Origin of the sequence: Amycolatopsis sp. cmx-4-61 (genome assembly GCF_046548775.1) — a bacterium.
Classification (GTDB): domain Bacteria; phylum Actinomycetota; class Actinomycetes; order Mycobacteriales; family Pseudonocardiaceae; genus Amycolatopsis.
In genome coordinates this window covers 106,087-126,862 of record NZ_JAEBEI010000020.1, presented here as the reverse complement: position 1 = coordinate 126,862, position 20,776 = coordinate 106,087, and the positions used below count along the sequence as shown (strand labels likewise).

At 74.9% G+C, this 20,776-nt stretch carries 3 protein-coding genes; all 3 read left to right on the top strand.

Features of this window, described 5'->3' with window-relative positions; translation table 11 throughout:
• From ACLJOU_RS38665 to ACLJOU_RS38655, 3 genes are read left to right on the top strand one after another with little or no spacing between them, the layout of a single operon-like run.
• The gene (locus ACLJOU_RS38665) at positions 1–5,277 is read left to right on the top strand and encodes a beta-ketoacyl synthase N-terminal-like domain-containing protein (RefSeq protein WP_410574227.1); all 5,277 of its coding nucleotides are present in this window, start codon (positions 1–3) and stop codon (positions 5,275–5,277) included.
• 36 nt (positions 5,278–5,313) lie between these two features.
• The gene (locus ACLJOU_RS38660; RefSeq protein WP_410574226.1) at positions 5,314–10,419 is read left to right on the top strand and encodes an acyltransferase domain-containing protein; all 5,106 of its coding nucleotides are present in this window, start codon (positions 5,314–5,316) and stop codon (positions 10,417–10,419) included.
• Positions 10,420–10,468: 49 nt separating this feature from the next.
• Entirely contained in the window at positions 10,469–20,767 is a 10,299-nt protein-coding gene (locus tag ACLJOU_RS38655) for a beta-ketoacyl synthase N-terminal-like domain-containing protein (protein WP_410574225.1), read from the top strand.
• Positions 20,768–20,776 lie beyond the last annotated feature (9 nt).

The window sequence follows — 20,776 nt, the reverse complement described above, 5'->3', positions numbered from 1 at the left end:
GTGGTGAGTGCGTCGTATGAAAAGGTCGTCGAGGCGCTGCGGAAGTCCCTCGGCGAGGTCGGCACGCTGAAGAAGCAGGTCGACGCCTCCCGTGAACCGATCGCGATCGTCGGCATGGCGTGCCGGCTGCCCGGTGGCGTCACCGGCCCGGCCCAGCTCTGGCGGCTGGTGGCCGAGGGCCGCGACGCCGTGTCAGGGTTTCCCGCCGACCGCGGCTGGGACCTGGAGAGCCTGTTCGACCCGGACCCCGACCACGCGGGGACGTCGTACACCGACCGGGGCGGCTTCCTCCACGACGCGGCCCTGTTCGACCCGGCCTTCTTCGGCATCTCGCCGCGCGAGGCCCTGGCCATGGACCCCCAGCAGCGGTTGCTGCTGGAAGCGTCCTGGGAAGCCCTCGAAAGCGTCGGCCTCGACCCGACTTCGTTGCCGGGCACCGATGTCGGCGTGTTCACCGGCGCCGGCGGCTCGGGCTACGGCGGCGGCCTGACCGCGCCGGAGATGGAAAGCTTCGCGGGCACCGGGCTGGCGTCGAGCGTGGCGTCCGGCCGGGTGTCCTACGTCTTCGGGTTCGAAGGCCCGGCGGTCACGATCGACACGGCGTGCTCGTCGTCGCTGGTCGCGATGCACCTCGCCGCGCAGGCCCTGCGCCAGGGCGACTGCTCGATGGCGCTGGCCGGCGGCGCGATGGTGATGTCCGGCCCCGACTCCTTCGTGGTGTTCTCCCGGCAGCGCGGCCTGGCCCAGGACGGCCGGTGCAAGGCGTTCGCCTCGGGCGCCGACGGCATGGTGCTCGCCGAGGGCATCGGCGTCGTCGTGCTGGAACGGCTGTCGGTGGCCCGCGAGCGCGGGCACCACGTCCTGGCCGTGCTGCGCGGCAGCGCGGTCAACCAGGACGGCGCTTCCAACGGCTTGACCGCGCCGAACGGCCCTTCGCAGCAGCGCGTGATCCGCGCCGCGCTGGCGAACGCCGGGCTCGGACCGTCCGATGTGGACCTCGTCGAGGCCCACGGGACCGGGACGAGCCTGGGTGACCCGATCGAGGCGCAGGCGCTGCTGGCCACCTACGGGCAGGAGCGCGAGACGCCGCTGTGGCTCGGCTCGCTGAAGTCGAACATCGGGCACACGCAGGCGGCCGCGGGCGTGGCCAGCGTGATCAAGGTCGTGCAGGCGCTGCGGCACGGCGTCATGCCGCCGACCCTGCACGTCGACGAGCCCACTTCGCAGGTGGACTGGACCGAAGGCGCGGTCGAACTGCTGACGGAGAGCCGGGACTGGCCGCGCGGCGACCGGCCGCGCCGGGCCGGGGTGTCGTCCTTCGGCGTCAGCGGCACGAACGTCCACCTGATCATCGAGGAGGCGCCCGGGGAACCCGCCGCTCCGGCACCGGTTTCCGCCGACGTCGTCCCGCTGGTGGTCTCCGCGCGGAGCACGGCTTCCCTGGCCGGGCAGGCCGGACGGCTGACCGGGGTGGACGTGCCGCTCGGGACCCTCGCCGGTGCCCTGGTGTCGGGGCGCGCGGTGCTCGAGGAACGCGCGGTCGTCGTAGCCGGTTCGGCCGGGGAAGCCCGTGCGGGACTGGACGCGCTGGCCCGCGGTGCGGCCGCGCCCGGTGTCGTGACCGGCAGCGCGGGCAAGCCCGGCAAGGTCGTGTGGGTGTTCCCCGGCCAGGGCACGCAGTGGGCCGGGATGGGCCGGGAGCTCCTCGACTCCTCGCCGGTGTTCGCCGAGCGGATCAAGGAGTGCGCGGCCGCGCTGGACCCCTGGACGGGCTGGTCGCTGCTCGACGTCCTGCACGGCGAGGGCGACCTCGACCGGGTCGACGTGCTGCAGCCCGCGTGCTTCGCGGTGATGGTGGGCCTGGCCGCGGTGTGGGAGTCCGTGGGAGTCCGGCCGGACGTCGTGCTCGGGCACTCGCAGGGCGAGATCGCGGCCGCGTGCGTGTCGGGCGCCTTGACGCTGGACGACGCGGCGAAGGTGGTGGCCCTGCGCAGCCAGGCGATCGCGGCGCGGTTGTCGGGCCGCGGCGGGATGGCCTCGGTCGCGCTGGGCGAAGCCGAGGCGAACGCGCGGCTGGCGCTGTGGGACGGCCGGATCGAGGTGGCCGCGGTCAACGGCCCCGCCTCGGTGGTGATCGCCGGGGACGCCCAGGCTCTGAACGAAGCACTGGAGGTACTGGCCGGCGACGGCGTCCGCGTCCGGCAGGTCGCCGTGGACTACGCCTCGCACACCCGGCACGTCGAGGACATCCGCGACACGCTCGCCGAAGCACTGGCCGGAATCACCGCCCAGGCCCCGGCGGTGCCGTTCTTCTCGACCGTCACCGGCGAGTGGGTGCGGGACGCCGGCGTCCTGGACGGCGGGTACTGGTACCGGAACCTGCGCAACCAGGTCCGGTTCGGCCCGGCCGTGGCCGCGCTGATCGAGCAGGGCCACGGCGTCTTCGTCGAGGTCAGTGCGCACCCGGTGCTGGTCCAGCCGATCAGCGAACTCACCGAAGACACCGAAGACACTACTGCGGTCGTCACCGGGACCCTCCGACGCGACGACGGCGGTTTGCGGCGGCTCCTGACGTCGATGGCCGACCTGTTCGTCCGCGGGGTCCGGGTCGACTGGGCCACGCTGGTGCCGCCCGCCCGCGCCGCCCTCCCGACGTACGCCTTCGACCACCGGCACTTCTGGCTCCGGCCGGCCGAGCAGGCCGACGCCGTCTCGCTCGGCCAGGCCCCGGCCGGGCACCCGCTGCTCGGCGCGGTCGTCGAGGTGCCGCAGACCGGCGGCCTGGTGTGCACCTCGCGGCTGTCGCTGCGGACGCACCCCTGGCTGGCCGACCACACGATCGGCGGGGTGGTGCTCTTCCCCGGCACCGGGCTGGTCGAGCTGGCCGTGCGGGCCGGTGACGAAGCCGGCTGCCCGGTGCTGGACGAACTCGTCACGGAGGCGCCGCTCGTCGTGCCCCCGCAGGGCGGGGTGAACGTCCAGGTCACGGTGAGCGGGCCGGACCCGAGCGGCTCCCGCACGGTGGAGGTGCATTCCCGGCGTGACGACGGCGAGTGGACGCGGCACGCGACCGGCGTCCTTTCGGCGACGCCGGGCCGCACCGGCGGATTCGACTTCACCGCGTGGCCGCCGCCGGACGGCCGGCGCGTCGAAATCGGTGGCTTCTACGAGGACCTCGCCGAACGCGGGTACGCGTACGGGCCGCTGTTCCAGGGCGTGCGGGCGGTGTGGCAACGCGGTGACGAAGTCTTCGCCGAGGTCGCCCTGCCCGGTGACCGGCGGGAGGAGGCTGCCCGGTTCGGCCTGCACCCCGCGTTGCTCGACGCGGCCCTGCAGACCGGCACGATCGCCGCGGCCGCGTCCGGACAGCCCGGGAAGTCGGTCATGCCGTTCTCGTGGAACCGGCTGGCGCTGCACGCCGTGGGCGCCGCGGGCCTGCGGGTCCGGGTCGCGCCCGGCGGGCCGGACGCGCTGACCGTCGAGGCCGCCGACGAAACCGGCGCCCCGGTCTTGACCATGGACTCGCTGGTCCTGCGCGAGGTCGCCCTCGACCAGCTCGACACGACCCGCACCAGCTCGCTGTACCGGGTGGACTGGACCGAACTGGCCACTGTGGACAGTGCGCTGCCGTCGGGCCCGGCCGAGGTGCTCGAAGCCTCCGGCGAGGAACCCCTGGACCTGGCCACCCGGGTGCTGGCAGCCGTGCAGGCGTTCCTTGCCGACGCGGCGGAGGAAGCCCGGCTGGTCGTGGTGACCCGCGGCGCCGTCCGCGAGGTGACCGATCCCGCCGGGGCCGCGGTGTGGGGCCTGGTGCGGGCCGCCCAGTCGGAGAACCCGGACCGGTTCGTCCTGCTCGACACCGACGGCGAGGTGCCACTGGACGCGGTGCTGGCGACCGGCGAGCCGCAGCTCGCGTTGCGCGGCAACACCTTCTCGGTGCCCCGGCTCGCCCGCGTCACCGAGCCGGCGGAAGCCCCGCTGACGTTCCGCCCGGACGGGACGGTCCTGGTCTCCGGGGCCGGGACGCTGGGCGCGCTCGCGGCCCGCGCTCTGGTCACCCGGCACGGCGTCCGGCGCCTGGTCCTGGCCAGCCGGCGCGGGCGGGACGCCGAGGGCGTGGAAGACCTCGTCACCGAGCTGACCGGGCAGGGTGCGTCGGTGTCCGTGGTGGCCTGTGACGTCTCCGATCGGGAGCAGGTGGCCGCGCTGCTGAAGGAGCACCCGGTCACCGCCGTGGTGCACACGGCGGGCGTGTTCGACGCCGGTGTCACCGGGGCACTGACCCGGGAGCGGCTGGCCAAGGTCTTCGCCCCCAAGGTCGATGCCGTTCAGCACCTCGACGAGCTGACCGGAGACCTCGACGCGTTCATCGTCTACTCGTCCGCCTCTTCGATCTTCATGGGCGCGGGCAGCGGCGGGTACGCGGCGGCGAACGCCTTCCTCGACGGCCTGATGACCGCCCGCCGCGCGGCGGGCCTGCCCGGGATGTCCCTGGCCTGGGGCCCGTGGGAGCAGCTCACCGGCATGGCGGACACCATCGACGACCTCACCCTGTCCCGGATGAGCCGGCGCGAGGGCCGCGGCGGCGTCCGGGCACTCGGGTCCGCCGAGGGCATGGCGCTGTTCGACGCCGCCCTCTCCGCCGGACAGGCGCTGCTCGTGCCGATCGAACTCGACCTGCGCGAGGTGCGGGCCGACGCGGCAGGCGGCGGCACCGTGCCGCACCTGCTGCGCGGGCTCGTCCGGGCGGGCAGGCAGGCCGCCCGCACGGCGTCCGGCGAGGACGGTGGCCTGGTCCGCAGGCTGGCCGGGCTGACCGTGGCCGAACAGGAAGCGCTGCTGCTCGACCTCGTCCGCGGCCAGGTGGCGGTGGTGCTCGGGCACGCCGACAGCTCCGGCGTCCGCGCCGACGCGGCGTTCAAGGAAGCCGGGTTCGACTCGCTGACGTCGGTGGAACTGCGCAACCGGCTGCGCGAAGCGACCGGCCTGAAGCTGCCCGCGACGCTCGTCTTCGACCACCCGAACCCGCTGGTACTGGCCCGGCACCTGCGCGAAGAACTCGCCGTCGACGAGGCGTCCCCCGCCGACGCGGTGCTGGCCGGGCTCGCCGGGCTGGAGGCGGCCATCACGGCCGCCGCCGACGGGCCGGACGGCGACCGGATCACCGCGCGGCTGCGGGACCTGCTCAAGACCGCCGAGGCCGGGCCAGCCGCGACCGACGACCTTGACACGGCCAGCGACGAGGAGCTGTTCGCCCTCGTCGACGGGCTCGACTGACAACCGCACACGTGAGACTTCTGGGAGTTGAGTTCAGTGGCTGACGAGGGACAGCTCCGCGATTACCTCAAGCGGGCCATCGCCGACGCCCGCGACGCCCGCACCCGGCTGCGCGAGGCCGAGGAGCAGGCGCGGGAGCCGATCGCCATCGTCGCCATGGCGTGCCGGTACCCGGGCGGGGTGTCCTCGCCCGAGGACCTGTGGCGGCTGGTGGCCGACGGGACCGACGCCGTCACCGGGTTCCCCGGCAACCGGGGCTGGGACGTCGACAGGCTCGTCGACCCCGACCCCGACCGCCCGGGCACGACGTACACCGACCAGGGCGGGTTCCTGCACGACGCCGACCTGTTCGACGCCGGGTTCTTCGGGATCTCGCCGCGCGAGGCCGTCGCGATGGACCCGCAGCAGCGGCTGCTGCTGGAGACGTCCTGGGAGGCCATCGAGCGCACCGGCACCGACCCGCTTTCGCTGAAGGGCAGCGACATCGGCGTGTTCACCGGCGTCGCGAGCATGGGCTACGGCGCCGGCGGCGGGGTGGTCCCGCCGGAGCTGGAAGGCTTCGTCGGCACCGGCGCGGCACCCTGCATCGCCTCCGGGCGCGTGTCGTACGTCCTCGGGCTGGCGGGCCCGGCGGTCACCGTCGACACGGGGTGTTCGTCGTCGCTGGTGGCGATGCACCTGGCCGCGCAGGCCCTGCGGCGCGGCGAGTGCTCGATGGCACTGGCCGGCGGCGCGATGGTGATGGCCCAGCCCGGTTCGTTCGTGTCCTTCTCACGCCAGCGCGGGCTCGCCCGAGACGGGCGTTGCAAGGCCTTCGCGGACAGCGCCGACGGCATGGGGCTGGCCGAAGGGGTCGGTGTCATCGCGCTGGAACGGCTGTCGGTCGCTCGCGAGCGCGGGCACCGGGTGCTAGCCGTGCTGCGCGGGATCGCGGTGAACCAGGACGGCGCTTCGAACGGCTTGACCGCGCCGAACGGGCCGGCACAGCAGCGGGTGATCCGCGCGGCGCTGGCCGAAGCCGGGCTGGCACCGTCCGATGTGGACGCCGTGGAGGGCCACGGCACCGGCACGACGCTGGGCGACCCGATCGAGGCGCAGGCGCTGCTCGCCACCTACGGGAAGGGCCGCGACCCGGAAAAGCCGTTGTGGCTGGGGTCGGTCAAGTCGAACCTCGGGCACACGCAGGCGGCCGCGGGCGTGGCGAGTGTGATCAAGGTGGTGGAAGCGCTGCGCCACGGCGTGCTGCCGCCGACGCTGCACGTCGACGAGCCGTCCACCGAGGTCGACTGGTCGGCCGGGGCGGTCTCGCTGCTGACCGAGGCTCGGGAGTGGCCGCGGAACGGTCGTCCGCGCCGGGCCGGGGTCTCCTCGTTCGGCATCAGCGGGACGAACGCGCACCTCATCCTCGAGGAAGCTCCCGAGGAGGAGATGCCTTCCGCCGAAGCGCCTGTTGGCAGCGTGGTGCCCGTGGTGGTGTCGGCTCGTGGGGCCCTGGCGGGCCAGGCCGAGCGGCTGGCCGCGTTCCTCGGCGAGACGGACGCGTCCCTCGCCGAGGTCGCCGGGGCGCTGGTTTCCAGCCGTTCCGTGTTCGGCGACCGGGCCGTCGTGGTGGCCGGGACCCGCGCGGAGGCCTCGGCCGGGCTGGCGGCGCTGGCGCGCGGGGAAAGCGCACCGGACGTCGTGACCGGCACGGTGGCCGCTTCCGGCGTGCCGGGCAAGGTCGTGTGGGTGTTCCCGGGGCAGGGTTCGCAGTGGGTGGGCATGGGCCGCGAACTGCTGGACTCTTCGCCGGTGTTCGCCGAGCGGATCGGCGAGTGCGCGGCCGCCCTCGAACCGTGGATCGACTGGTCGCTGCCCGACGTGCTGCGCGGCGAGGGCGACCTGGACCGGGTCGATGTGCTGCAGCCCGCCTGTTTCGCGGTGATGGTCGCCTTGGCGGCGGTGTGGCAGTCGGTGGGCGTGCGCCCGGACGCGGTGCTGGGGCACTCGCAGGGCGAGATCGCCGCCGCGTGCGTGTCGGGCGCGCTGTCGTTGCCGGACGCGGCGAAGGTGGTGGCGGTGCGTAGCCAGGCCATCGCGGCGAAACTCGCGGGCCGCGGCGGCATGGCGTCGGTCGCGCTGAGCGAGGAAGACGCCGTCGCGCGGCTGGCGCCGTGGGCGGACCGGGTCGAGGTGGCCGCGGTCAACAGCCCGTCGTCGACGGTGATCGCGGGAGACGCCGAAGCGCTGGACCAGGTGCTCGAAGCGTTGTCCGCCCAGGATATCCGCGTCCGGCGGGTGGCCGTGGACTACGCGTCGCACACCCGGCACGTCGAAGACATCCAGGAGCCGCTCGCCGATGCGCTGGCCGGGATCGAGGCCCAGGCACCGTCGCTGCCGTTCTTCTCGACCCTGACCGGTGACTGGATCACCGACGCCGGAGTCGTCGACGGCGATTACTGGTACCGCAACCTCCGCAACCAGGTCGGCTTCGGCCCGGCGGTGGCCGGATTGATCGGCTCGGGCCACCGGGTCTTCGTCGAGGTCAGCGCGCACCCCGTACTGGTCCAGGCGATCAGCGAAATCGCCGACGACACGGTCGTCACCGGCTCGCTGCGGCGGGACGACGGCGGCCTGCGGCGGCTGCTCACGTCGATGGCCCAGCTGTTCGTGCGCGGAGTCGACATCGACTGGGCGACGCTGGTGCCGCCCGCGCGCGTGGACCTCCCGACGTACGCCTTCGACCACCAGCACTACTGGCTGCAGTACGTCGAGACCGCGACGGACGCCGCGGGGCCGGTGGTGCGGCTGCCGCAGACCGGCGGCCTCGTTTTCACCTCGCGGTGGTCGCTGAAGTCCCAGCCGTGGCTGGCCGACCACACCCTGGACGACGTCGTGGTCGTCCCCGGCGCGGCCCTGGTGGAACTGGCCGTGCGGGCCGGCGACGAGGCAGGCACTCCAGTGGTGGACGAACTCGTCATCGAAACGCCGCCGGTGGTGCCGGACCGCGGCGCGATCCGCGTGCAGGTCACCGTGTCCGGCCCGGACGAGCACGGCGTCCGGGCTTTGGCGGTGTACTCCCAGCCCGACGACGCCACCGACGAGTGGACCCGGCACGCCACCGGCACGCTCTCGGCGACGCCGCCCCCTCCGGGCGCACGGCAGACCGGCGACGAGGTCTTCGCCGAAGTCTCCCTGCCCGACGGCGTGGACGCCGGCGCGTTCGGCATCCACCCGGCGCTCCTGGACGCGGCCCTGTCCGGCGAAGACGGCCGGACGCAGCCCATGGAGTGGCGCGGCCTGATGCTGCACGCCGCGGGAGCGTCGGCACTGCGGGTCCGGCTGGGGACCGGCGGGGCCCTGGAAGCGGTCGACGGCGCCGGCAACCTGGTCGTCACAGCGCAGGAAGTGGTGCTGCGGCCGGTGTCCGTCGGACCGCCGAGCACCACCCGGGACTCGCTGTTCCAGGTGAACTGGCTCGAACTCCCCGAAGGGGGGACAGCGGAAGCCGACGACGCCGACGTGCTGGAGGTTCCCGCGGGCGACTCCCCGCTGGCGGCGACCGCCCGCGTCCTGGGGAAGCTCCAGACGTGGCTGACCGAGCCGGAAGCGGAACGCCTGGTCGTCGTGACGCGGGGGGCGGTGCCCGCCGGGGACACCCCGGTGACCGACCCGGCCGCGGCCGCGGTCTGGGGGCTCGTCCGGTCCGCACAGGCGGAGAACCCGGACCGGATCGTGCTGGTGGACACCGACGGCGAGCTGCCGCTGGGTGCGGTGCTGGCCGCCGGTGAGCCGCAGGTCGCCGTGCGCGGGACCGCCCTCTTCGTGCCGCGCCTGGCCCGTGCCGACGCCACCGCCGGGGACGGTCTACAAGGGACAGTCCTCGTCTCCGGCGCCGGCGTGCTCGGGGAGTTCGTGGCCCGGCACCTGGTCACCCACCACGGCGTGCGGAAGCTGGTGCTCGCCAGCCGGCGCGGCCTCGACGCCGACGGGGTTAAGGACCTCGTCACCGACCTCACCGGCGAGGGCGCGGACGTTTCCGTCGTCGCCTGCGACCTGGCCGACCGCGCCCAGGTGGCCGCCCTGCTCGGCGAGCACCGCCCGGCGAGCGTCATCCACACGGCGGGTGTCCTGGACGACGGCGTCATCGGGACGCTGTCACCGGAGCGGCTGGCCAAGGTGTTCGCCCCCAAGGTCGACGCGGTCCGCCACCTCGACGAGCTGACCCGCGAGCTCGACCTCGACAGTTTCGTCGTGTTCTCCTCCGGCTCCGGCGTCTTCGGCTCGCCCGGGCAGGGCAACTACGCGGCCGCGAACGCGTTCCTGGACGCGGCGATGGCGCGGCGCCGGGCGGCGGGCCTGCCGGGGCTGTCACTGGCGTGGGGCCTGTGGGAGCAGGCCACCGGCCTGACCGCGCACCTCGGCGGCGCCGACCAGGCCCGGATGAGCCGCGGCGGCGTGCGGCCGATCACGGCCGAGGAGGGCATGGCCCTGTTCGATTCGGCGCTGGGCGCGCAGTTCCCGCTGCTCGTGCCGGTCAAGCTCGACCTGGGGGAGGTGCGGGCCGGCGGGACCGTGCCGCACCTGCTGCGCGGCCTGGTCCGCACCGGACGGCGGCAGGCCCAAGCCGCGTCCACAGTGGACGACTCGCTCAAGCGGCGGCTGGCCGGGCTGGCCGCGCCCGAGCAGGAGGCGCTGCTCGTCGACCTCGTGCGCAGCCAGGTCGCGGCGGTCCTCGGGCACGCCGGGGCCGACGCGGTCCGCGCGGACACGGCGTTCAAGGACGCCGGGTTCGACTCGCTGACCTCGGTGGACCTGCGTAACCGGCTGCGGGAGAGCACCGGGCTGAAGCTGCCCGCGACGCTCGCCTTCGACTACCCGACCCCGCTGGTCCTCGCCCGGCACCTGCGCGACGAGCTCGGGGCCGGCGACGACGCTCTGTCGGCCGTGCACGCCCGCCTCGAAGACGTCGAGGCACTGCTCGGCGGCCTGCGTCTCGACGAATCCACGAAGACCGGTCTGACGCTCCGGCTGCAGGGCCTGGTGGCCCGGTGCAACGGGGTGCTCGGGGAAGCGGACGGCGCAACGCTGGCGGACCGGCTCGAGTCCGCGTCCGCCGACGAAGTCCTCGACTTCATCGACGAGGAGCTGGGTCTCACCTGATCCAGGACCGAGACCCACGCTCCCAGCAAACCTTTGTGAGGACACAGGAATGGCCACGGACGAGAAACTCCTCAAGTACCTCAAGCGCGTCACGGCGGAGCTGCACAGCCTGCGCAAGCAGGGGTCCCGGCACGCCGACGAACCGCTCGCCGTCGTCGGGATGGCCTGCCGGTTCCCCGGGGGCGTGGCCTCGCCCGAAGACCTGTGGCGGCTCGTGGCCGGCGGGGTCGACGCCCTCTCGGACTTCCCCGACGACCGGGGGTGGGACACCGACGGCCTGTTCGACCCGGACCCGGACAACCCGGGGACGTCCTACACCAGCCAGGGCGGGTTCCTGCGCGGCGCCGGGCGGTTCGACGCGGGCCTGTTCGGCATCTCGCCACGGGAAGCCCTCGTCATGGACCCGCAGCAACGGGTGCTGCTGGAGACGTCGTGGGAAGCCTTCGAAGACGCCGGGGTCGACCCGCTTTCGCTGAAGGGCAGCGACATCGGGGTGTTCTCCGGGGTGTTCACCCAGGGCTACGGCGCCGGGGCGATCACGCCGGACCTCGAAGCGTTCGCGGGCATCGGCGCCGCGTCGAGCGTGGCCTCGGGCCGGGTGTCCTACGTCTTCGGGCTCGAAGGACCCGCGGTCACCATCGACACCGCGTGCTCGTCGTCACTGGTCGCCATCCACCTCGCCGCCCAGGCGCTGCGCGTGGGCGAGTGCTCGATGGCACTGGCCGGCGGCGCGACGGTGATGCCGACCCCCGGCACCTTCGTGGCGTTCTCGCGGCAGCGGGTGCTGGCCGCCGACGGCCGGTCCAAGGCCTTCTCGTCGACCGCGGACGGCACCGGCTGGTCCGAAGGCGCCGGCGTGCTGGTGCTCGAACGGCTTTCGGTGGCGCAGGAACGCGGGCACCGGATCCTGGCCGTCCTGCGCGGCAGCGCGGTCAACCAGGACGGCGCGTCCAACGGCCTGACCGCGCCGAACGGGCCGTCCCAGCAGCGCGTGATCCGCAAGGCGCTGGCCGGGGCCGGCCTGGTGGCGTCCGATGTGGACATCGTCGAGGCGCACGGGACCGGTACCGCGCTCGGTGACCCGATCGAAGCGCAGGCGCTGCTGGCCACCTACGGACAGGGCCGCGACCCGGAGAAGCCGCTCCGGCTCGGGTCGATCAAGTCGAACATCGGGCACACGCAGGCGGCCGCCGGGGTCGCGGGCGTGATCAAGATGGTCCAGGCGCTGCGGCACGGCGCCATGCCGCCGACCCTGCACGTGGCCGAGCCGACGCCGGAGGTCGACTGGTCGGCCGGCGCGGTCGAGCTGCTGACCGAGCCGCGGGACTGGCCCGAAGCCGACCGGCCGCGCCGGGCCGGGGTGTCCGCGTTCGGGATCAGCGGGACGAACGCCCACCTGATCCTGGAAGAGGCACCCCCGGCCGACGCCGTCCCGGAGGAAACCCCGGTCGAGGGGCCGGTGCCGCTGGTCGTTTCGGCGGGCAGCCCCACGTCTCTGGCCGCCCAGGCCGGTCGTCTCGCGGACGTCCTGGAGTCCGGCGACGCGTCCCGGGCGCGGCTGGCGAGCGCGTTGCTGTCGGGCCGCGCCCTGCTCGGTGACCGCGCGGTCGTGGTCGCGGGCACGGACGAGGAGGCCGTGGCCGGGCTGCGGGCGCTGGCGCGCGGGGAGGCCTCGCCCGGCGTGGTGACCGGTTCGGCCAAGCCGGGCAAGGTGGGTTACGTCTTCCCCGGCCAGGGTTCGCAGCGGCTCGGGATGGGCCGGGAGCTGTACGAGCGGTACCCGGTGTTCGCGACGGCGTTCGACGACGCCTGCGCGCAGCTGGACACCTGCCTGGCCGGGCGGGCGGGCCACGGCGTCCGGGACGTCGTTTTCGGTGACGTGCCCGCGGAAACCGGGCTGCTGGACCAGACGGTCTTCACCCAGGCCGGGCTGTTCGCGGTGGAGAGCGCGCTGTTCCGGCTCGCGGAGTCGTGGGGTCTCCGGCCGGACGTGGTCATCGGCCACTCCGTGGGGGAGATCACCGCCGCGTACGCCGCGGGGGTGTTTTCGCTGGCCGACGCGGCCCGGATCGTCGCGGCGCGTGGCCGGCTGATGCAGGCCCTCGCGCCGGGCGGGGCGATGGCCGCCGTCGCCGCGTCCGAAGCGGAAGTCGCCGAGCTGCTCGGCGACGGCGTGGAACTCGCCGCCGTCAACGGCCCCTCGGCCGTGGTCCTCTCCGGCGACGAAGACGCGGTCCTCGCGGCCGCCGCCCGCATGCGGGGACGCGGGCACAAGACCAAGCAGCTCAAGGTGTCCCACGCGTTCCACTCCGCGCGGATGGAGCCGATGCTCGCGCGGTTCGCCGCCGAGCTGGCCGGCGTGACCTGGCACGAGCCGGAGATCCCGGTCGTGTCCAACGTGACCGGCCGGCTCGCCGGGCCCGGCGAGCTCACCGAACCGGGCTACTGGGCCGAGCACGTGCGGCGGCCGGTGCGGTTCGCCGAGGGGGTCGCGGCCGCGGCCGAGTTCGGCGCTTCCCGGTTCGTGGAGCTCGGGCCGGGGGCGGCGCTGACCGCCCTCGTCGAGGAGACGGCCGAGGTCACGTGCGTCCCGGCGCTGCGGGACGACCGGCCGGACGGCACCGCGCTGCTCACCGCGGTCGCCGAGCTGTTCGTCCGCGGGACCGCCGTCGGCTGGGGCGCCCTGCTGCCGCCGGTCACCGGGTGGGTCGACCTGCCGAAGTACGCCTTCGACCAGCAGCACTACTGGCTGCACCCCGCCCCGCGGGCCACGGACGCGGCCTCGCTCGGGCAGGTCGCGGCCGACCACCCGCTGCTGGGCGCGGTGGTGCGGCTGCCGCAGCCGGACGGGCTGGTCTTCACCTCGCGGCTGTCGCTGAAGTCGCACCCCTGGCTGGCCGACCACGTCATCGGCGGGGTGGTGCTCGTCGCGGGCACCGGGCTCGTCGAGCTGGCGGTCCGGGCGGGGGACGAAGCCGGCTGCCCGGTGCTCGAGGAACTCGTCATCGAGGCCCCGCTGGTGGTGCCCGGCCACGGCGGGGTCCGGATCCAGGTCGTCGTGGGCGCGCCGGGGGAGACCGGCTCGCGCACGGTCGAGGTGTACTCCGTGCGCGAGGACGCCGGTGAAGACGTGTGGACGCGGCACGCGACCGGCTTCCTGACCGCGACGCCACCGGCGGCGCGACCGTTCGACTTCACCGCCTGGCCGCCGCCCGGCGTCGAGCGCATCGACGTCGACGACTTCTACGACGGCCTCGTCGAGCGCGGGTACGCGTACGGGCCGTCGTTCCGGGGCCTGCGGGCCGTGTGGCGCCGCGGGGACGAGGTCTTCGCCGAGGTGGCACTGGCCGAGGACGACCGCGCGGACGCGGCCCGGTTCGGCATCCACCCGGGCCTGCTGGACGCCGCCCTGCACGCGGGGATGGCCGGGGCCGTCACGACCGAAGAGCCGGGGCGGCCGGTACTGCCCTTCGCCTGGAACGGCCTGGTCCTGCACGCCGCCGGGGCGTCCGCGCTGCGGGTCCGGCTCGCCCCGAGCGGGCCCGACGCGCTGTCGGTCGAGGCCGCGGACGAGGCCGGCGGGCTCGTCGTGACGGCGGACTCCCTGGTCTCCCGGCCGGTGTCGGCCGAGCAGCTGGGCGCGGCGGCGAACCGGGACGGCCTGTTCCGCTTGGAGTGGACCGAGATCTCCGCGGCCGAGGACGCAGCCGCGGACGGTGTCGAGGTGCTCGAAGCGTCCGGCGAGGAGCCACTGGAGCTGACCGGCCGGGTGCTGGAAGCCGTGCAGGCCTGGCTCGACGGCGCGGCCGACGACACGCGCCTGGTCGTGGTGACCCGCGGTGCGGTCCCCGCCGGTGCCGGGGTCGGCGGGGTCGACGAGGTTGTCGGGGTCGGCGGGAGCGTCCGTGATCCCGCCGGGGCGGCCGTGTGGGGCCTGCTGCGGGCCGCGCAGGCGGAGAACCCGGACCGGATCGTCCTGCTCGACACCGACGGCGAAGTGCCGCTGGGCCGGGTGCTGGCCTCCGGTGAACCCCAGGTCGCCGTCCGCGGCACCACGCTCACCGCCCCCCGGCTGGCGCGCGCCGAAGCCGCCGGGACGCCGGCCGTGTCCGGCGGGACGGTCCTGATCTCGGGCGCCGGCTCGCTCGGCGTGCTCACCGCCCGGCACCTGGTGGCCCGGCACGGGGTCCGGCGGCTGGTGCTGGTCAGCCGGCGCGGCCCGGCCGCCGGCGGCATGACCGAGCTGACCGCGGAACTGACCGCCCAGGGCGCCGAGGTCACCGTGGTCGCCTGCGACCTGGCCGAGCGGGACCAGGTCGCGGCGCTGCTGGCCGAGCACCGGCCCACCGCCGTCGTGCACACCGCCGGCGTCCTCGACGACGGCGTCTTCGAGTCGCTGACGCGGGAGCGGCTGGCCCGGGTGTTCGCGCCGAAGGTCGACGCGGTCCGCCACCTCGACGAGCTCACCCGCGACCTCGACCTCGACGCCTTCGTCGTGTTCTCGTCCGCGTCCGGGGTCTTCGGCTCGGCCGGGCAGGCCAACTACGCCGCCGCCAACGCCTACCTGGACGCCGTGGTCGCGAACCGCCGGGCCGCGGGCCTGCCCGGGACGTCGCTCGCCTGGGGCCTCTGGGCACAGACCGACGGCATGACCGCGCACCTCGGCGGCGCCGACCAGGCGCGGGCCAGCCGCGGCGGTGTCCTGGCCATCTCGCCCGCCGAGGGCATGGATCTGTTCGACGCAGCGCCGGACGGGCTCGTCGTCCCGGTCAAGCTGGACCTGCGCAGGACCCGGGCCGGCGGGACGGTGCCGCACCTCCTGCGCGGCCTGGTCCGCCCCGCCAGGCAGCAGGCGCGCCCCGCGTCCACTGTGGACAAAGGACTGGCCGGGCGGCTCGCCGGGCTCGCCCCGGCCGAGCAGGAGGCGCTGCTGCTCGACGTCGTCCGCACGCAGGTCGCGCTGGTGCTCGGGCACGCCGGACCGGAAGCCGTCCGCCCCGACACGGCCTTCAAGGACGCCGGGTTCGACTCGCTCACCTCGGTGGAGCTGCGGAACCGGCTGCGCGAGGCGAGCGGGCTGAAGCTGCCCGCGACGCTGGTCTTCGACTACCCGGCGCCGGTCGCGCTGGCCCGCTACCTGCGGGACGAACTCGGCGACACGGCCGCCGAGACGCCGACGGTCACCACGACCGCCGCGGACGCCGGGGAGCCGATCGCCATCGTCGGCATGGCGTGCCGCCTGCCGGGCGGGGTCACCGATCCCGACGGCCTGTGGCGCCTGGTGCGCGACGGCCGCGAAGGGCTGTCCCCCTTCCCCGAGGACCGGGGCTGGGACCTGGAGAACCTGTTCGACGACGACCCCGACCGCTCCGGTACGACGTACACCAGCCAGGGCGGGTTCCTCGACGGTGCCGGCCTGTTCGACGCGGGCTTCTTCGGGATCTCGCCGCGGGAGGCCCTGGCGATGGACCCGCAGCAGCGGCTGCTGCTGGAGGCGTCCTGGGAGGCGCTGGAAGGCGCCGGGGTCGATCCGGGTTCGTTGAAGGGCGCCGACGTCGGCGTGTTCGCCGGGGTGTCCAACCAGGGCTACGGGATGGGCGCGGACCCGGCCGAACTGGAGGGGTACGCGAGCACGGCGGGCGCGTCCAGCGTCGTGTCCGGCCGGATCTCCTACGTCTTCGGCTTCGAAGGCCCGGCCGTCACGATCGACACGGCGTGCTCGTCGTCGCTGGTCGCGATGCACCTGGCCGGGCAGGCCCTGCGGCAGGGCGAGTGCTCGATGGCCCTGGCCGGCGGCGTCACCGTGATGGGGACGCCCGGCACCTTCGTGGAGTTCGCGAAGCAGCGCGGCCTGGCCGGCGACGGCCGGTGCAAGGCCTACGCCGAGGGCGCCGACGGCACCGGCTGGGCCGAGGGCGTCGGGGTCGTCGTGCTGGAGCGGCTGTCCGTGGCCCGCGAACGCGGCCACCGCGTCCTGGCCGTGCTGCGCGGCAGCGCGGTGAACTCCGACGGCGCGTCCAACGGCTTGACCGCCCCCAACGGGCCGTCGCAGCAGCGCGTGATCCGCCGGGCCCTGTCCGGCGCCGGGCTCACCCCGTCCGATGTGGACATCGTGGAGGGCCACGGCACCGGGACGGCGCTCGGCGACCCGATCGAGGCACAGGCCCTGCTGGCCACCTACGGCAGGGACCGGGACCCGGAGACGCCGTTGTGGCTGGGTTCGGTGAAGTCGAACTTCGGGCACACGCAGTCGGCCGCCGGCGTCGCGGGCGTGATCAAGATGGTCCAGGCGCTGCGGCACGGCGTCATGCCGCCGACCCTGCACGTCGAGCAGCCCACCAGCCAGGTCGACTGGTCCGCGGGCGCGGTCTCGCTGCTCACGCAGGCGCGCGAGTGGCCGCGCACCGGCCGGCCGCGCCGGGCCGGGGTGTCCTCGTTCGGGATCAGCGGCACGAACGCTCACCTGATCCTCGAAGAAGCCCCGCCGGAGACGGAGCCGGCCGCCGGACCGCACGACGGCGGCGTGGTGCCGCTGGTCGTGTCGGCCCGCAGCGCCGGTGCCCTGCGCGGTCAGGCCGGCCGCCTGGCCGCGTTCCTCGAGGATTCCCCGCCGCCGGCGGAGGTCGCCGGTGCGCTGGTCTCCAGCCGCGCGGTGTTCGGCGAGCGGGCGGTCGTCGTGGCGGGCTCGGCCGAGGAGGCCCGCACCGGGCTGACGGCGCTCGCCAACGGGACCGACGAGCCGGGCCTGGTCACCGGCCGGGTGCCCGCGTCCGGCGGCCCGGGCAAGCTCGTCTGGGTGTTCCCGGGGCAGGGGACGCAGTGGGTGGGCATGGGCCGCGAACTGCTGGACTCTTCGCCGGTGTTCGCCGAGCGGATCGGCGAGTGCGCGGCCGCCCTCGAACCGTGGACCGGCTGGTCGCTGCTCGACGTCCTGCGCGGCGACGACCCCGGCCTGCTGGACCGGGTGGACGTCCTCCAGCCCGCGAGCTTCGCGATGATGGTCGGCCTGGCCGCCGTCTGGTCCTCGGCCGGGGTGGTCCCCGACGCCGTGCTCGGCCACTCCCAGGGCGAAATCGCCGCGGCGTGCGTCTCGGGGGCGTTGTCCCTCGAAGACGCGGCGAAGGTGGTCGCGCTGCGCAGCCGGGCCATCGCCGCGAAGCTCTCCGGCCGCGGCGGCATGGCGTCGGTCGCGCTGAGCGAAGAAGCCGCCGTCACGCGTCTGGCGCCGTGGGCCGACCGGGTCGAGGTGGCCGCGGTCAACAGCCCCTCGTCGACGGTGATCGCCGGAGACGCCGAAGCCCTGGAGCAGGTGCTCGAAGCGTTGTCCGGCGAGGGTGTGCGCGTCCGGCGGGTCGCGGTGGACTACGCCTCGCACACCCGGCACGTCGAAGACATCGAGGAGACGCTGGCCGAAGCGCTGGCCGGGCTCGACGCCCGGGCGCCGCTGGTGCCGTTCCTCTCCACCCTGACCGGCGAGTGGATCACCGGCGCCGGGATCGTCGACGGCGGCTACTGGTACCGGAACCTGCGCGGCCGGGTGCGGTTCGGGCCGGCCGTGATGACGCTGCTCGGACAGGGCCACGGCGTCTTCGTCGAGATCAGCGCCCACCCGGTGCTGGTCCAGCCGGTCACTGAGCTCACCGAAGACACCACTGCGCTGGTCACCGGCTCGCTGCGGCGCGACGACGGTGGCCGGCGGCGGCTGCTGACGTCGATGGCCGAGCTGTTCGTGCGCGGAGTCGACCTGGACTGGACCACGCTGGTGTCTCCTGCCCGGGTGGACCTGCCGACGTACGCCTTCGACCACGAGCACTACTGGCTCCGCGCGGCCGGGACCGCGTCCGACGCCGTCTCGCTGGGCCTCGCCGGGGCCGACCACCCGCTGCTCGGCGCGGTCGTGCCGCTCCCGCAGTCCGACGGCCTGGTGTGCACCTCGCGGCTGTCGCTGCGCTCGCACCCCTGGCTGGCCGACCACGCGGTCCGGGACGTCGTGATCGTCCCCGGCACCGGGCTGGTCGAGCTGGCCGTGCGGGCCGGCGACGAGGCCGGCTGCCCGGTGCTCGACGAGCTGGTGATCGAGGCGCCGCTCGTGGTGCCCCGCCGCGGCGGGGTCCGCGTGCAGGTCGCGGTCGGCGGCCCCGGTGAGGACGGCTCCCGCACGGTGGACGTCCACTCGCTGCGCGAAGACTCCGACACCTGGGTCCGGCACGCCACCGGCGTCCTCGTCCCGGACGAGCGGCCGCGCGGGACGGCCGCGTTCGACTTCGCGGCCTGGCCGCCGTCCGGCGCCGAACCGGTGGACATCACCGGGGCCTACGACGTGCTCGCGGACGTCGGCTACGGCTACGGGCCCACGTTCCGGGCCGTGCGCGCGGTGTGGCGGCGCGGCCGCGGGGAGAACGCCGAGACCTTCGCCGAGATCGCCCTGCCCGAAGACGCGAACGCCGGTGCGTTCGGCATCCACCCGGCGCTGCTGGACGCGGCCCTGCACTCGACGATGGTCAGCGCCGCGGCGGACACCGAGTCCTACGGGGACGAGGTGCGGCTGCCCTTCGCGTGGAACGGGCTGCGGCTGCACGCGGCCGGGGCCTCGACGCTGCGCGTCCGCGTCGGCAAGCCCGAGCGGGACAGCATGTCGCTGGAGGCCGTGGACGAGACCGGCGGCCTGGTCGTCACGCTGGATTCGCTGATCGGCCGCCCGGTGTCGAACGACCAGCTGACGACGGCGGCGGGCCCGGCGGGCGCCGGGTCGCTGTTCCGGGTCGACTGGACGCCGATGTCCTCTGTGGACAGCACGCGGCCGGTGCCGTCCTGGGTGCCGGTGGCCACCGCGGAACAGGTGGCGACCCTGGCCGACGACGTGCTGACCGGCGCGGCCGACGCCCCGGAGGTGGCCGTCCTGGAAGCCGTCTCCGGTGCGGATCCGGTGCTGGCGCTCACGGTCCGGGTGCTGGACGTCGTCCAGTGCTGGCTGGCCGGCGGCGGGCTGGAGGCGACGAAGCTCGCCATCGTGACCCGGGGCGCGGTACCCGCCGGCGACGGCGGGGTGACCGACCCGGCCGCGGCCGCGGTGTGGGGGCTGGTCCGGGCCGCGCAGGCGGAGAACCCGGACCGGATCGTCCTCCTCGACGTCGAGCCCGCCGCCGACGTGCCTTCGCTGCTGGCTTCGGTGCTCGCCGACGGCGAGCCCCAGGTCGCGGTCCGCGGCACGACACTGTCCATCCCGCGGCTCGCCCGCGTCGCCCGGCCGGACGCGCCCGCCGGGTTCAAGACCGAGGGCCCGGTCCTGGTCACCGGCGGGACGGGGTCGCTCGGCGGCCTGGCCGCCCGGCACCTGGTCGAGCGGCACGGCGTCCGGCAGCTGGTGCTGGCCAGCCGCCGCGGGCTCGACGCCGAAGGCGCGAAGGACCTGGTCACCGACCTCACCGGGCTGGGCGCCGACGTCTCCGTCGCCGCCTGCGACGTCTCGGACCGGGACCAGGTGGCGGCCCTGCTGGCCGAGCACCGGCCGACCGCCGTGGTCCACACGGCCGGGATCGCCGACGCCGGGGTGATCGGGACGGTGACCCCGGACCGGCTGGCCGAGGTGTTCGCGCCGAAGGCCGACGCGGTCCGCCACCTCGACGAGCTGACCCGGGACACCGACCTCGACGCGTTCGTCGTCTATTCGTCGGTGTCCGCGGTGTTCATGGGCGCGGGCAGCGGCAGTTACGCCGCGGCGAACGCGTACCTCGACGGACTGATGGCCCACCGCCGGGCGGCGGGCCTGCCGGGCCAGTCGCTGGCGTGGGGCCTGTGGGACCAGGCCACCGGCGGCATGGCGGCCGGGACCGACGAAGCCGGCCGGGCCCGGATGACCCGGCGCGGCGGGCTGGTCGCCATGAAACCCGCGGACGGCATGGACCTCTTCGACGCCGCCATCGGGTCGGGGGAGCCGCTGCTGGTGCCCGCCCAGCTCGACCTGCGGGGCCTGCGGGCCGAAGCGGCGGCTGGCGCCGAAGTGCCGCACCTGCTGCGCGGCCTGGTCCGCGCGGGACGGCAGCAGGTCCGTGCGGCGTCCACTGTGGACGAAAACTGGCCCGGCCGGCTGGCCGGGCTCGAGCCGGGCGAGCGGGTGAAGGTCCTGCTCGAGCTGGTCCGCGGCCAGGTGGCCGGAGTGCTGGGCTACCGCGCGGCCCACCAGGTCGACCCGGACCAGGGGCTGTTCGAAATCGGCTTCGACTCGCTCACCGCGATCGAGCTCCGCAACCGGCTGCGGGCCCGCAGCGAACGGAAGATCGCGCCCGGCGTCGTCTTCGACCACCCGACGCCGGCCCTGCTCGCCGCGCACCTGAACGAGCTGCTCTGAAAGAAGGTT